The sequence below is a fragment of the Gordonia abscondita genome, from assembly GCF_032711245.1.
Classification (GTDB): Bacteria; Actinomycetota; Actinomycetes; order Mycobacteriales; family Mycobacteriaceae; genus Gordonia.
The window spans coordinates 3,488,477-3,503,698 of the sequence record NZ_CP128986.1 but is presented as its reverse complement, the minus strand read 5'-3'; the positions used below and the strand labels follow the sequence as shown (position 1 = coordinate 3,503,698).

Below are 15,222 nucleotides of genomic sequence, written 5' to 3'. Positions count from 1 at the left end.
ATATCCACCGAGCGAAGACGGGTCCGTTCGCCGCCGGCGACGCGGGCGTCCCGAACTGTCTGACATGACGACTACCCTGGATCCTGTGGCAGACCCGTCGACCTACCGCCCGGCTCCGGGGGCGATCCCGACCGACCCTGGCGTCTACAAGTTCCGCGACGCGCACCAGCGCGTGATCTACGTCGGCAAGGCCAAGAACCTACGATCGCGACTGACGTCGTACTTCGCCGACCTCACCGGACTGCATCCGCGGACCCGGCAGATGGTGACGACGGCGGCGTCCGTCGAGTGGACGGTCGTCGGCACCGAAGTGGAAGCGCTCCAACTCGAATACAACTGGATCAAGGAGTTCGATCCGCGCTTCAACGTTCGCTACCGGGACGACAAGACGTACCCGATGCTCGCGGTGACACTCAACGAGGAGTATCCGAGGGTCTTCGTCTATCGCGGGGCGCGCAAACCGGGCGTCCGGTACTTCGGCCCCTACTCGCACGCGTGGGCGATCCGGGAGACCGTCGACCTGCTGACCCGAGTCTTCCCGGTCAGAACTTGTTCGACCGGGGTGTTCCGCCGCAGCGAGCAGATGGGGAGGCCCTGTCTGCTCGGTTACATCGACAAGTGTGCTGCGCCGTGTGTGGGACGGGTCGACGCCGACGAGCACCGCCAGATCGCGGACGACTTCTGCGACTTCCTTGCCGGACGTACCGACACACTGATCCGGCGGATGGAACGGGACATGACCGCCGCCGCCGACGAGCTCGACTTCGAGCGAGCTGCCCGCCTGCGCGACGACGTATCCGCGCTCAAACGGGCCATGGAGAAGCAAGCGGTCGTCCTCGGTACCGGAACCGACGCGGACGTGATCGCGATGGTCGGTGACGAACTCGAATCGTCGGTCCAGATCTTCCACGTCCGCGACGGCCGGGTCCGCGGCGAACGCGGCTGGGTCGTCGAAGTCCAGGAGAACGCGACTCCGGCCGAACAAGTCGAAGCGTTCCTCACCCAGTTCTACGGTGCTGAATCCGAGATGAGTTCGGGTATCCCCCGAGAAGTACTCGTCCCGTTCCTGCCGGACGATCCGACTCAGATGCAGGAGTGGCTGTCCGAACGCCGCGGAGCGCGTGTCGAGGTCCGCATCCCGCAACGTGGCGATAAGCGGAACCTGATGACGACCGTCGAACGCAACGCCTCGGACGCGCTGGCTCGGCACAAGCTGCAACGTGCGGGCGATCTGACGACGCGGTCGGCGGCCCTCACCGAACTACAGGAGTACTTGGGGCTCGACGTCGCGCCGCTGCGCATCGAATGCATCGACATTTCGCACGTGCAGGGCACCGACGTCGTCGCGTCGCTCGTCGTGTTCGAGGACGGGCTGTCCCGCAAATCCGACTATCGGCACTACGGCATCAAGGAGGCGGCGGGCGACGGACATTCCGACGACGTCGCATCGATCGCGGAAGTCACACGCAGACGTTTCCTGCGACACCGAGGCGGCGATCCGACGCCGCCGCCGGTCGACGGCGACAAGTCGGCGGCCGACGTGGTGACCGGGACCGGATCTGAGGTGGCGCAACCCGTGCCGGGCGGCGAGGTGGAGAAGAAGACCCGCAAGTTCGCATACCCGCCGAACCTGTTCGTCGTCGACGGCGGTGCGCCGCAGGTCCACGCGGCTGCGGCGGTCCTCGACGAACTCGGAGTCACCGACGTCGCGATCATCGGACTCGCGAAACGGCTCGAAGAAGTGTGGGTCCCGGGAGATGATGAACCGGTGATCCTGCCGCGCAACAGTGAAGCCCTCTTCCTGTTGCAGCGCGTGCGCGACGAAGCTCACCGGTTCGCGATCACCTTCCACCGGAGTAAACGCAGCAAACGCATGACGGCGTCGGCACTCGACGGCATATCGGGTCTCGGTGCCACACGTCGCACCGCCCTGGTGACTCACTTCGGCTCGGTCGCCAATCTGACGAAGGCCACGGTCGACGACATCGCGCAGGTGCGCGGTATCGGGGCGGCGACCGCGCAAGCGGTGCACGACGCGTTGCGGGGCGAGACCAGTACAGATGAGTCGAAGGCGGGGGATGCCGACGCCGCGGCAGACACGTCGACACAGGAGGAGCCGGTCCATGGTTGACAACGACGGTTTGACGACAGTGCTCTTTGTGACCGGTATGTCCGGCGCCGGGCGGACCTCGGTCGCGAATGTACTCGAAGACGACGGCTGGTACGTCACGGACAATGTGCCGGTGTCGGTGATCGCGCAGGTGATCGAGCAGGTTCGTGCCGAAGGCGTCAAGGGCCAGAAGATCGCGATGGTCGTGCGCGCCGGGCACTCGTCGTTCGGCGAATCGGTCGCCGCGCTGCGTGACGAGCTCGAAGCGGCCCGGATCCGCACCGGAGTGATCTTCGTCGACGCGTCCGACGAAGTGCTCGTCCGCCGGTTCGAGCAGGTCCGACGCCGACATCCGCTGCAGGGCGACGGTACGCTCGGCGAGGGAATCGCGGCCGAACGACTGCTGCTCGCCGACGTCCAGGCGGCGGCAGGAACCGTGATCGACACCTCGAACCTCAGTTCAACCCGGTTGCGTGCAATCGTCGAGAGCACGTTCCCGAACGTCGGTGGCAGCGCACTGTCGGTCGCGGTGCAGTCATTTGGATTCAAGTACGGTCTGCCGATCGACTGCGACCTCGTCGTCGACGTCCGATTCCTCCCTAATCCGTATTGGATTCCGGAACTGCGCGAACACAACGGGCGCGATGCCGCGGTCCGCGACTACGTGCTCGGGCAGGACGATGCCCTCGACTTCATCGAGCGCTACATCGAGCTGGTTGGCATCGTGGCTCGTGGCTACCGCCGAGAAGGTAAGGGGTACATGACGATCGGTGTCGGCTGCACCGGCGGCAAGCATCGGAGCGTCGCCATGTCGACCGAGCTCGCGCGGCGGCTCTCCGCCGCTGTCGGCGAGGACGGAGAATCCGCGTACAAGGTCCAGGTGACACACCGGGATCTGGGGCGCGAATGACGTCGGGCGGGCCGGGGGTATCGGGCGGACAGCCGATCGGGTTGAAGGCCGTCGCGCTCGGCGGCGGGCACGGTCTGTTCAACACGCTTACCGCGGTGCGGTACCTGACACCGCACGTCACCGCCGTCGTGACAGTCGGGGACGACGGTGGTTCGTCGGGCCGGTTGCGCAACGAGCTCGGCGGCATCCCGCCCGGCGATCTGCGAATGGCGCTCGCCGCGCTCATGGGCGCACCGGCCGCGATCGACGATCAGTTCGCCCGCGATCCGGCGGCCGCCGCGAGACACAAACGGTGGTCGCGGATTTTGCAGCACCGGCTCGGTGGCTACGGCGCGCTCGCGGGCCACCCCGTCGGCAACCTCATGCTGGCTGGGGTCGAAGAGTTGACCGGCGACGTCGTCCAAGCGCTCGACGCGATGGTCGACTTGTTCGGGATCGACGGCCGTGTCCTGCCGATGGCGACAGTCCCGCTGGTCATCGAGGCCGATGTGTCGGGACTCGAGTCCGATCCGCGGATGAGCCGGGTCATCCGCGGCCAGGTCGCCGTAGCGACCACCCCGGGCAAGGTTCGTCGAGTCCGCGTGATCCCCACCGAGCCCGCCCCGTGCGCGGAAGCGGTCGATGCGATCATGGCCGCCGACCTGGTGACCCTAGGCCCCGGATCATGGTTCTCCAGCGTCATCCCGCACGTGCTGGTGCCGGGCCAAGTCGAAGCACTGCGGGCGACGTCCGCGCGCAAAGTGCTGTTCGTCAACCTCGCGAACGAACCAGGGGAGACCACCGGGTTCTCCGTCGAACGACACCTGCACGTCCTGCACGCGCACGCCGATTCGATGCGCGTCGACGACGTGGTCGTCGATGCGGCGTCGGTGCCCGCCGGATCTGAACGGGAGCACCTCGAACGAGCAGCGGCGTCGTTCGGGGCGCGCCTCGTCGTCGCCGATCTCGCGGTGGCCGGAACACACGAACACGATCCACGCAAGTCGGCGCAGACGCTGGCGCGCCTGTTGGGCGGCGGATCGTGACCGGTAAAGTCAATCCCACTGCGCTGTTTGCCTGCCGCTCGTGTGATCGAGCTCGGAAGCATGCGAGTCGGGGGAGAATCGAGTTGTTTACAGGAGGGTGCGACCAGTGGCGATGACAGGTTCCGTCAAAGACGAGCTCAGCCGTCTGTCGGTGACCCAGATCAGTTGCCGAAAGGCCGAAGTGTCGGCTCTGCTGCGCTTCGCGGGGGATCTGCACATTCAGAACGGTCGGGTGATCGTGGAGGCCGAGGTCGACCTCGGGAATGTCGCACGGCGACTGCGATACGAGATTCACGACCTATTCGGATATTCGGCGGATGTGCATGTGCTCCGTTCGGGCGGGGCGCGTAAGAGCGCCCGCTACATTCTCCGTGTCACCAAGGACGGCGAGGGCCTGTCCAGACAGACCGGTTTGCTGGACATGCGCGGCCGCCCGGTACGTGGTCTTCCCGCTCAGGTCGTCGGTGGCACCGTCGGCGACGCCGAAGCCGCGTGGCGCGGTGCGTTCCTCGCGCACGGGTCACTCACCGAGCCCGGCCGGTCGTCGGCCCTCGAGGTCAGTTGCCCCGGGCCCGAAGCCGCGCTCGCCCTCGTCGGATCGGCGCGCAGGCTCGGCGTCACCGCGAAGGCCAGAGAAGTGCGCGGCGCCGACCGCGTCGTGATCCGCGACGGCGAAGCGATCGGCGTGCTCCTTACCCGGATGGGCGCCCACGACACCCGACTGGTGTGGGAAGAACGTCGGATGCGACGTGAGGTCCGGGCGACCGCGAACCGGCTCGCCAACTTTGACGACGCGAACCTGCGCCGGTCGGCGCGCGCCGCGGTCGCCGCGGCCGCCCGAGTCGAACGCGCGCTAGAGATCCTCGGCGACGAAGTGCCCGACCACCTGGTGGCCGCGGGCTCGCTCCGCGTCCAGCACCGGCAGGCGTCGTTGGAGGAACTCGGTCAACTGGCCGATCCGGTGATGACGAAGGACGCCGTCGCCGGACGGATCCGCAGGCTGCTGTCGATGGCCGACAAGAAAGCTCGGTCGGAGGGTCTGCCCGACACTGAGTCGGCGGTCACCGCCGATCTGATGGACGACGCGTAACCGCTCCCGTTCGTCATCGGCGCGTCAGCGCCGTCACGTTCACCGCGTGGGAGTCGTCACACCCGAGACCACCTCGTGACCTCGGGGGAGACGCACACTACGCTGAACACAACGGGTCGCGCGAACACCGCGGCTCTTCACACACCGCTAAGGAGCTCAACAGTGACTGTTCGCGTAGGCGTCAACGGCTTCGGCCGTATCGGCCGCAACTTCTTCCGTGCCGTGGATGCGCAGAAGGCGCTGGGAACCACCGACATCGAGATCGTCGCGGTCAACGACCTGACCGACAATGCGACCCTCGCGCACCTGCTCAAGTACGACTCGATCCTCGGCCGTCTGTCGCACGACGTCTCGCTCGAGGGCGATGACACCATCGTCGTCGGCGACCAGAAGATCAAGGCATTGTCGCACCGCGGTCCGCTGGCTGAACTCCCCTGGGGCGAACTGGGCGTCGACGTCGTCGTCGAGTCGACCGGCATCTTCACCGACGCGGCCAAAGCTAAGGGGCACCTCGAGGCCGGCGCGAAGAAGGTAATCATCTCGGCTCCCGCCAAGGGCGAGGACATCACCATCGTGATGGGCGTCAACGACGACCAGTACGACGGCAGCCAGACCATCATCTCGAACGCGTCGTGCACCACGAACTGCCTCGGCCCGATCGCCAAGGTCCTCGATGACGAGTTCGGCATCGTCAAGGGTCTGATGACGACGATCCACGCTTACACACAGGACCAGAACCTGCAGGACGGCCCGCACAGCGACCTGCGTCGCGCCCGCGCCGCAGCTCTCAACGTCGTCCCGACCGGCACCGGTGCCGCGAAGGCCATCGGCCTGGTCCTCCCGCAGCTGCTCGGCAAGCTCGACGGTTACGCGCTGCGCGTGCCGATCCCGACGGGTTCGGTCACTGACCTCACCGCGAACCTGCGCAAGCCTGCGACGGCCGAAGAGATCAACGCCGCGATGAAGGCCGCAGCCGAGGGGCCGCTCAAGGGCATCCTCAAGTACACCGAGGATCCGATCGTCTCTTCGGACATCGTCACCGATCCGCACTCGTCGATCTTCGACGCAGGCCTGACCAAGGTGATCGATGACCAGGTCAAGATCGTCTCCTGGTACGACAACGAGTGGGGCTACTCGAACCGACTCGCTGACCTCATCGGCCTCGTCGCGAAGTCGCTGTAAACATGGCTGTCCGTACCCTGAAGGACCTGCTCGCCGACGGCGTGCAGGGCCGGGGCGTGCTGGTTCGGTCTGACCTGAACGTGCCGCTCGACGGCGCAGAGATCACCGACGCCGGGCGCATCATCGCGTCGGCGCCGACGATCAAGACGCTAGTTGACGCGGGCGCGAAGGTCATCGTCACCGCGCACCTCGGTCGACCCGAAGGTCACGTGGATCCGGCGCTGTCGTTGACGCCGGTCGCAGCTCGGCTGTCGGAGGAACTGGGCCGCAACGTGCAGCTCGCAGGCGACGTCGTCGGCAGCGACGCACTCGCCCGAGCCGAAGGGCTCACCGACGGTGATGTCCTCCTGCTGGAGAACATCCGCTTCGATCCGCGGGAGACCAGCAAGGACGACGCCGCGCGTGCACAGCTGGCCGCGGCGCTCGTCGAGTTGGTCGGCGATGACGGTGCGTTCGTCTCGGACGGTTTCGGTGTCGTGCACCGTAAGCAGGCGTCGGTCTACGACGTCGCGAAGGTGCTGCCGTCGTACGCCGGCGACCTGGTCGCGACCGAGGTCGACGTGCTCGCGAAGATCACCGGCGACTCGGTCGAACACCCGTACGCGGTGGTGCTCGGCGGTTCGAAGGTCTCGGACAAGCTCGCCGTCATCGAAGCGCTCGCACCGAAGGTCGACACCCTGGTGATCGGTGGCGGCATGGCGTTCACGTTCATCAAGGCGCAGGGCAGCCCGGTGGGCGACTCGCTGCTGCAGGAGGACATGGTCGACACCTGCAAGGATCTCCTTGAGCGGTTCGGCGACGTCATCCACCTGCCTCACGACATCGTCGTCGCCGACAAGTTCGCTCCGGACGCGTCGACGTCGATCGTGAAGACCGCGGACGGCTTCACCGAAGGAATGGGCTTGGACATCGGCCCGGGCAGCGTTGAACGTTTCGCAGCGGTCCTGACCGGTGCCAAGACCGTGTTCTGGAACGGCCCGGCAGGCGTCTTCGAATTCGAGAAGTTCGCGGCGGGCACCCGCGGCGTGGCCGAGGCCATCGTGACGGCGACCGCGGGCGGCGCGTTCTCGGTGGTCGGCGGCGGCGATTCGGCGGCAGCCGTTCGCGCGCTCGGACTCGCCGACGAAGCGTTCTCACATATCTCGACAGGCGGCGGTGCGTCGTTGGAATACCTTGAGGGCAAGGAGCTTCCGGGCCTGTCCGTGCTGGAGGTGAATGCGTGATGGCCGCATCGACAGGGCCACGCAAGCCCCTCATCGCGGGTAACTGGAAGTGCAATCTGAACCACCTCGAGGCGATCGCCCTGGTGCAGAAGATCGCTTTCGCGCTTCCCGAGAAGTACTTCGAGAAGGTCGACGTGACGGTGATCCCGCCGTTCACCGATATTCGCAGCGTCCAGACGATCGTCGACGGCGACAAGCTGCTGCTGACCTACGGTGCACAGGATGTCTCCGAACATGATTCGGGCGCGTACACCGGCGAGATCAGCGGTGCGTTCCTCGCCAAGCTCGGCTGCACGTTCGCCGTTGTCGGACACTCGGAACGGCGCACTCTGCACGGCGAGTCGAACGAGACGGTGCTGGCGAAGACCAAAGCCGCGCTCAAGCACGGTCTGACTCCGATCGTGTGTATCGGCGAAGGTCTGGACGTCCGCGAAGCGGGCGAGCACGTGGCGTACAACGTCACGCAGATCAAGGCGTCGCTCGCGGGGCTCAGCCCCGCCGAGATCGCCGAGGTCGTTGTCGCATACGAACCCGTGTGGGCCATCGGCACCGGTCGGGTGGCCAGCGCAAGCGATGCTCAAGAGGTGTGCGCTGCCGTCCGCGGTGCGCTCGCCGAGCTTGCCGACCAGGCGACCGCCGACGCGGTACGCGTCCTGTACGGCGGCAGTGTCAGTGCGAAGAACGTCGGCGAGATCGTCGGGCAGACCGACGTCGACGGGGCGCTCGTCGGCGGTGCGTCGCTCAAGTCGGGCGAGTTCGCGCAACTCTCGGCGATCGCCGCGGGCGGGCCGCTGCTCTGATCCGAGCTTCTATCGCGTAGACTGTGGCAGGTTGCTCCTATGCGGAGCGACCTGCCACAATGCTTTCCGGCGGCCTACGGGCCGCGACCCACAGACTGACAGGACCATCGACTCGTGACTCTCGCGCTCGACATCGGCTTGATCATCACCAGCCTCCTGCTGATCGTGCTGGTTCTGCTTCACCGGGCCAAGGGCGGCGGACTCTCGTCGCTGTTCGGTGGCGGCGTCCAGTCGAGCCTGTCCGGTTCCTCTGTCGTCGAGAAGAACCTCGACCGTCTCACGATCTTCATCGGCCTGCTATGGGTCATTCTGATCATCGGCGTCGGCCTCGATATCAAGTTCGGCGCGTAACCCGGCCGAGTGTCCCTGAGTCCCGAGTATGTTGGGACGCATGGCAACCGGTACGAACGCTGAAACTTTCCGCCGCGCCGTCTCGACTCCGATGGTGGAGCGCATCGTCGTCGAAGAATCCGGGCGGTCGGCCACCGAACCGCTTCGCGACGACATCCGTTATCTGGGCGGTCTGCTCGGTGACGTCATCCGCAGCCAGGCGGGCGACGAGGTCTTCGAGCTCGTAGAGAACTCGCGCATCGACGCGTTCGGCGTCCGATATGCGGACGTCAGCCGCGACGAACTCGCCGGACGCTACACCGGGCGGCCGGTCGACGACCTCATGCCGGTGATCCGGGCATTCACCAGTTTCGCGCTCCTGGCCAATCTCGGCGAAGACCTCCACCGTGAACGTCGACGGCGCATCCACGTGCTCGCGGGCGACCCGCCGCAGGCGTCGTCGCTTGGTGCCACCTTCGCGCGACTCGCCGCCTCGGGGCTCTCCGATGCGAGGGTCGGCGAGATCCTCGCCGACTCGCAGGTGGTGCCGGTCATCACCGCGCACCCCACCGAGACGCGCCGACGCAGCATCTTCGACGCCCAGAACCGCATCACCGCGCTCATGCGCGAACGGGGACGCGGCGAACTGACCGCCGAGGAGGACGCCGCGATCACTCGCGACATCTCCCGGCAAATCCTCATGCTCTGGCAGACCGCATTGATTCGCATGCGCAGACTGACGATCAGCGACGAGATCACAACCGGCCTGCGTTACTACGACGCCTCATTCTTCGACGTGGTGCCAGCGCTCAACAACGATGTACGTAGCGCCCTCGCCGAGGTGTTTCCGGCGGCCGACCTCGACGCGATGTCGGTGATCTCGATGGGTTCGTGGATCGGCGGCGACCGCGACGGCAACCCGTTCGTGAACGGCGACATCGTCACCGAGGCCACGACGTCGGCGGCCGCTGCCGTCATGCGCCATCACCTCGCCGAACTCGCCGAACTGCACCAAGAACTCGCTATGTCGGTGCGCCTGGTCCGCGGCGTCGCCGACGATCTGACTGCGTTGGGCAGTCGGTTCGCACACGAATATCCCGGAGGCGTCGACGACGAGCCGTTCCGGTCCGCGGTCACCGCGGTGCGGTCGCGTCTACTAGCACGCGCCGAACGCACGCTTGGCGACGATTTCGTCGCACCGGCCGACCGTGCGCTCGCGTCCGCGTCGGAGCCATACGCGGACGCCGCCGAGTTCCTGACCGACCTCGACGTGATCGACTCCGCCCTGCGCGCGGTGTTCGACGACGCCATCGCCGATGACCGTCTCGCCTCGCTGAGAGAGGCCGTGCGGACCTTCGGTTTCCACCTGTCGGGGCTGGATATGCGCCAAAACTCGGAGACTCACGAGGAGGTCGTCGCCGAACTCCTCGCGTGGGCGGGGGTGTGCGACGACTACGCGGGCCTCGACGAAGGCGAGCGGGTGCGGGTACTGACCGGCGAACTGACCTCACGCCGACCGCTCACCACCCCCGACGCACAGTTGAGCGAGCTGGCGACCAAGGAACTCGGCGTCGTCCATGCTGCCGCGGCAGCCGTCGACCGTTTCGGTGCGCACGCTGTCCCCGACTACATCATCAGCATGTGCCAGTCGGTGTCGGACATGCTCGAAGCAATGGTCCTCCTCAAAGAAGCGGGCCTCTACGACGCCGGGACGGGGTCACCGTCGTGCAGCGTGCGGGTGGTGCCGCTGTTCGAGACCATCGAAGACCTGCAGAGCGGTGCCCAGATCCTCACCGACACGCTCGCGTTGGACTTCTACCGCGACCTCGTCCGAAACCAGGGCGACACGCACGAGGTGATGCTCGGGTACTCCGACTCGAACAAGGACGGTGGGTACTTCGCGGCCAACTGGGCGCTGTACCGCGGCGAGCTCGGCCTCGTGGACGCCGCCCGCGCGGCGGGCGTCCGGCTCCGACTGTTCCATGGCCGGGGCGGCACCGTCGGGCGTGGCGGTGGGCCGACCTACGACGCGATCCTCGCGCAACCGCCGGGGGCAGTCCAAGGATCGCTGCGTCTCACCGAGCAGGGCGAGATCATCGCCGCCAAGTATGCCGAACCGGTCAGTGCCCGACGCAACCTCGAGTCGTTGGTGGCGGCGACGATCGAATCGTCGCTGCTCGACGTCGAAGGGCTCGGCGACGATTCAGATCAGGCGTACCGGGTGTTCGATGAGATCGCTGCGTCGGCTCGCCGCGCGTATTCGAGGCTCGTCCACGAGACGCCGGGTTTCGTCGAATACTTCACGTCATCGACGCCCCTGTCGGAGATCGGCGCGCTCAATATCGGGAGTCGGCCGACGTCACGGAAACAGACCACCGCGATCTCCGATCTGCGTGCGATCCCATGGGTGCTGTCGTGGACGCAATGCCGGGTGATGCTGCCCGGCTGGTACGGCACCGGCAGTGCGTTCGCGGAGTGGGTCGGCGACGACCCGGACCGGATCGCGACGCTCGCCGACTACTATCGCCGTTGGCCGTTCTTCCGATCGGTGATGTCGAACATGGCGCAGGTGCTCGCCAAGAGCGACATGGGTCTGGCCTACCGGTACGCGCAGCTGGTGCCCGACGTCGAATTGCGCGATCGGGTGTTCTCGATGATCGTCGACGAACATGAGCGCACCATCGCGATGTGTGCGGCGATAACCGGGACCGACGACCTTCTGGCCGACAACGACGCGTTGAAGCGTTCAGTGGTCAACCGGTTCCCGTATTTGGAACCGCTCAACCTTCTTCAGGTGGAGCTGCTAGAACGCTTCCGCGCGGGCGATGACTCTCCTCAGATCCGCCGCGCCATCCAATTGACGATGAACGGGTTGGCGACGGCGCTGCGAAACAGCGGTTAGCCTCGATCAGGCCGCGGCGGGCGGGCCGAGCTCGATAGTTCTGCGCTCTGGTGGTCCCCGGTCACCGTCGGTCCCACTCGTCGGCGAGGAGCTGATATGACCGCAGCCGGTCGCGGTGGTCATGGGTGATGGTGGTGACAATCAGCTCGTCCGCTGCCGTCGCGTCACGCAAACGCTCCAAGTGGTCGGCGACCTCGGACGGTGTTCCCACGAACTGAGTCTCGATCCGGTCGGCGACCAGGGCGGCGTCGTCGTCGCTCCACGTAAACGCTCGCGCCTGCTCGGGCGTCGGGAACTCGATGGCGCCCTCGAGTGACCGGATACTGCGCACCCAGGGTGCGTAGCCGCTGGCTAGTTCGACAGCGTCGGCATGCGTGTCGGCGACGACGACGTCCGCGGACACGCTCACGTGGGGGACTTCGAGGTCGTCGGACGCGATGAACGTCGATCGATACGCATCAACTGCTTCAAGGACTGTCGCCGGGCTGACGTGGTAGTTGGCGCCGAACCGGAGCCCGTGTTCACCTGCGACCCGCGCGCTCGAACCTGCGCTCGATCCCAGGATCCACACCTGCAGGTCCGCGCCCTCGCCGGGCACGACGTGTGCCTCCTGTCCGTTCTCGTCAACGTACTCGCCAGCCAGGAGAGTGAGTACGTCGCCGACTTGCTCGGCGTAGTCCTGAGGTACTGCTCCGGGCAGCTGGAGGAGTCCCTGTGCGAGCGCTATGCGCGGACTGCCGAACAGTTGCGACCAGTCGAACGGCGCCGGAATCGGCAGCCCGTTATCGGTGCGGCCGTCGGTGATCGGTCGCGGCGTCGTCGCGACGAGCGCGTCCGGCGGTTTGCCTCCGGAGCGGCCGAGCCCGAGGTCGAAGCGGCCGGGGTGGACCGCGTCCAGAAGGCCGAACTCCTCGACGGTCGACAACGCTGTGCGATGACCCATCTGGACCGCCGCCGTGCCGAGCCGGATCGTCGACGTCGCCGACGCGGTCAGGGCGAGGAGCACGGCAGGCGAGGTCCCGGCGACCCCGGGGTTGAGATGGTGTTCGGCGAACCAGTAGCGGGCGTAGCCGGCTTCTTCGGCGTGTCGGGCCAAGTCGATGCTGTTCGCGATCGCAGTCGATGCCGTCGATCCGCTCGCGATGGGCACCAGGTCGAGAACGGTGAGCGGTGTGTTGGTCATGGTGTCGCGGACTCCTGTCGGGCAGTGGCGGACGAGCCGACCGGCGGCGAACCCCAGCCCCACGGTGGGTCGGGCAGGTGCCGCAGCGCAGGTACGACGTCGGACTGGAACAGAGCAAGCGATTCGCGGTGGGCTGCAGGCTCGATCCCTCCTGGCTCGGCCTGTACATGCACGAGACTGTGACCGAACTGCTCGTGATACTTGTGCACTTTGTCGACGACCTGCTGCGGACTGCCGATCAGCGCGGACGAGTCCGTGACGAACTCGTCGAGAGTGGTGAACGCAGGGTCGGCTCCGGACTGCCGGTGCGCGGCGAGGTACTGCGCGAACGCCGGACGGTACGCGGCGACCGCGTCCTGCGACCGGCGGTGCACGGACAGTCCAGCCGTACCGGCGCCCACCGCAGCCTCGGCGCTGTCGTGGCCGTGCGCCGCCCACTGCTCGCGATAGCGCCGGATGAGCGCGGTGTACGGGCTGATTCGATTGGTGACGTTCGCCGAGAAGATGGGATCGCCGTAGCGGGCAGCTAGGTCGATCGACGCCGTACTCGTAGCGCTGCCGTGCCAGATGCGGATCGGTCGCTGCAACGGTTCCGGCCAGACCTCGGCGTCGTCCAGCGGCGGGCGGAACCGAGTGTCGTAGGTGATCGTGTTGTCCGCCCACAATCGCCGGAACACGTCGAGCGATTCAGCGTTGCGGGCCCACTGATCGTCCTCGGATACCGCGAACAGATCGCGTTGTGCCGATCCGTTGCCTTTGCCGATGATTAGTTCGAGTCGGCCGCCCGACAGGTGGTCGAGGGTCGCGTAGTCCTCGAAGGCCCGTACCGGATCGACGAGCGACAGCGTCGCGACCGTCGTGAAGAGCCGGATGCGGGAGGTCAGCGCCGCGAGATGACTGAGCCACACGGCTGGCGACGACGACAGGAACGGTCGCTCGTGTCGTTCGCCGACGCCGAACCCGTCGAATCCGAGCTCCTCGGCGTACCGCGCGTAGTCGAGGACCTGCCGGAAACGCTCCGCGGTGGGCGTCAGCTCTCCGGTCTGCGGATCCGGTGATCGCGCGATGAGCGTGATCGCGATGAATCTCATGATGCGGCCGTATCCCGACGCTCGGCGGGGCGTCGGAGTCCGAGGTGATCGCGCAGCGTGGTCCCCTCGTACTCGGTGCGGAACACGCCACGCTCCTGAAGGATCGGGACCACGTGATCGACGAACGGGGCCAGACCGCCCGGTGTGACGTGGGGTACCAGGATGTATCCGTCGGCGGCGTCGGTCTGGACCTCGTGATCGATCTGAGTCGCGACCGACTCGGCGGTGCCGACGAACGCATGCCTGCCGAACGAGTTCGCGACGGCTTCGCGTGCGGACAGTCCGTCGGCGGCTGCGGCGGCCCGCCACTGTTCGGCGAGTTCGAGTGCACTGCGACCGAACATCCGAACGCTCGCTCGCCCTTTCGACACCGTCGAGTCGCCAGGCACCGGATCGAAGGACGGGAACGCACCGTCCGGGTCGAAGTCGGGGAGCGAGGTATTCCAGAGCTGTTCGATGAACCGGACGGCAGTCGCCGGTGAGACCTGGGCGAGACGCACCTCACGGGATAGTTCGGCGGCGTCGTCCTCAGTGTCGCCGATGATGAACGTAGCCGCTGGCAGGATCAAGAGCTCGTCCGGTTGCCGCCCGAAGCCGGGCAGACGCTTCTTGACGTCCCGATAGAACGCGCGCGCATCGTCTCCGGCGGCGTGCCGAGAGAAGATCGCGTCGGCCTTCGCCGCAGCGAAGTCACGTCCCTGATCGGAGTCGCCGGCCTGGAAGATCACCGGCCTTCCCTGCGGAGTTCGCGGCACGGTGAATCGGCCCTCGATGTCGAAGAACCGGTCGTGAACGGCGTATGTCCCCGCGTCCGCGGACCCGAGGAAGGTTCCGGACGCTTGGTCAGCGACAACGTCGTCGTCGCTCCACGAGTCCCATAGTTCGGTGACCGCGGCCAGGAATGCGCGGGCGCGGTCGTACCTGTCCTCCTCGGCGAGATATCCGCCGCGACGGAAGTTCTCGCCGGTGAACGCATCCCAGCTCGTCACCACGTTCCAAGCGGCGCGACCGGCGGACAGATGGTCGAGCGACGCGAACTGGCGGGCGACGTCGAACGGCTCGTTGAACGTCGAGTTGATGGTTCCGGTCAGCCCGATTCTCTCGGTGACGGCGGCGAGCGCGGTCAGGATGGTGAACGTGTCCGGGCGTCCCACGACATCGAGGTCGTAAATCTCGCCGTTCTGCTCGCGCAGACGCAGCCCCTCGGCGAGAAAGAGGAAGTCGAATTTTCCGCGTTCGGCGTCGCGCGCGAACCGCGTGAAGCTGTCGAACTCGATGTGACTGCCCGACGCCGGGTCGCTCCACACGGTCGTGTTGTTGACACCGGGGAAGTGGGCGGCGAGATGAATCTGCTTGGTGGTCTCGGTCATGGTCGG

Annotated in this window: 12 protein-coding genes; 9 read left to right on the top strand and 3 right to left on the bottom strand. The window is 66.6% G+C overall.

The window, feature by feature from the left end:
• The first annotated feature begins 85 nt into the window (after positions 1-85).
• The 9 genes from uvrC (at position 86) to ppc (ending at position 11,572) form a co-directional block, all read left to right on the top strand.
• Positions 86-2,131, top strand: a complete 2,046-nt coding sequence (gene uvrC, locus MP11Mi_RS16420) for an excinuclease ABC subunit UvrC (protein WP_420039945.1) — start codon at positions 86-88, stop codon at positions 2,129-2,131.
• Positions 2,124-3,020 (top strand): RNase adapter RapZ, encoded by an 897-nt coding sequence (gene rapZ, locus MP11Mi_RS16415; protein ID WP_420039944.1) that lies wholly within the window; start codon positions 2,124-2,126, stop codon positions 3,018-3,020. The genes uvrC and rapZ overlap by 8 nt, the downstream gene beginning before the upstream one ends.
• Complete coding sequence (locus tag MP11Mi_RS16410; RefSeq protein ID WP_420039943.1) at positions 3,017-4,045, top strand: gluconeogenesis factor YvcK family protein; 1,029 nt, start codon at positions 3,017-3,019, stop codon at positions 4,043-4,045. Before rapZ ends, MP11Mi_RS16410 begins: the two co-directional genes overlap by 4 nt.
• 112 nt (positions 4,046-4,157) lie before the next feature.
• Positions 4,158-5,135, top strand: a complete 978-nt coding sequence (whiA, locus tag MP11Mi_RS16405) for a DNA-binding protein WhiA (RefSeq protein ID WP_420042138.1) — start codon at positions 4,158-4,160, stop codon at positions 5,133-5,135.
• A 162-nt stretch (positions 5,136-5,297) separates the two neighbouring features.
• Positions 5,298-6,317, top strand: coding sequence for a type I glyceraldehyde-3-phosphate dehydrogenase (gap, locus tag MP11Mi_RS16400; RefSeq protein WP_420039942.1), 1,020 nt, complete (start codon positions 5,298-5,300; stop codon positions 6,315-6,317).
• A gap of 2 nt (positions 6,318-6,319) precedes the next feature.
• Entirely contained in the window at positions 6,320-7,540 is a 1,221-nt protein-coding gene (locus tag MP11Mi_RS16395) for a phosphoglycerate kinase (RefSeq protein WP_420039941.1), read from the top strand.
• On the top strand, positions 7,540-8,340 hold the full coding sequence (gene tpiA / locus MP11Mi_RS16390; protein ID WP_420039940.1) for a triose-phosphate isomerase: 801 nt from the start codon (positions 7,540-7,542) through the stop codon (positions 8,338-8,340). The genes MP11Mi_RS16395 and tpiA overlap by 1 nt, the downstream gene beginning before the upstream one ends.
• A 114-nt stretch (positions 8,341-8,454) precedes the next feature.
• Positions 8,455-8,691, top strand: a complete 237-nt coding sequence (gene secG / locus MP11Mi_RS16385; RefSeq protein ID WP_420039939.1) for a preprotein translocase subunit SecG — start codon at positions 8,455-8,457, stop codon at positions 8,689-8,691.
• Positions 8,692-8,731: 40 nt separating this feature from the next.
• Positions 8,732-11,572, top strand: coding sequence for a phosphoenolpyruvate carboxylase (ppc, locus tag MP11Mi_RS16380; protein ID WP_420039938.1), 2,841 nt, complete (start codon positions 8,732-8,734; stop codon positions 11,570-11,572).
• Positions 11,573-11,633: 61 nt separating this feature from the next.
• Here the strand turns inward: ppc and MP11Mi_RS16375 are convergent, their stop codons facing one another.
• From MP11Mi_RS16375 to MP11Mi_RS16365, 3 genes are read right to left on the bottom strand one after another with little or no spacing between them, the layout of a single operon-like run.
• The gene (locus tag MP11Mi_RS16375; protein ID WP_420039937.1) at positions 11,634-12,755 is read right to left on the bottom strand and encodes an LLM class flavin-dependent oxidoreductase; all 1,122 of its coding nucleotides are present in this window, start codon (positions 12,753-12,755) and stop codon (positions 11,634-11,636) included.
• Positions 12,752-13,846 carry an LLM class flavin-dependent oxidoreductase gene (locus MP11Mi_RS16370; protein ID WP_420039936.1) on the bottom strand — a complete coding sequence of 365 codons (1,095 nt, stop codon included), beginning with the start codon at positions 13,844-13,846 and terminating at the stop codon, positions 12,752-12,754. The genes MP11Mi_RS16375 and MP11Mi_RS16370 overlap by 4 nt, the downstream gene beginning before the upstream one ends.
• Positions 13,843-15,216 carry an NtaA/DmoA family FMN-dependent monooxygenase gene (locus tag MP11Mi_RS16365; RefSeq protein WP_420039935.1) on the bottom strand — a complete coding sequence of 458 codons (1,374 nt, stop codon included), beginning with the start codon at positions 15,214-15,216 and terminating at the stop codon, positions 13,843-13,845. The genes MP11Mi_RS16370 and MP11Mi_RS16365 overlap by 4 nt, the downstream gene beginning before the upstream one ends.
• Positions 15,217-15,222 lie beyond the last annotated feature (6 nt).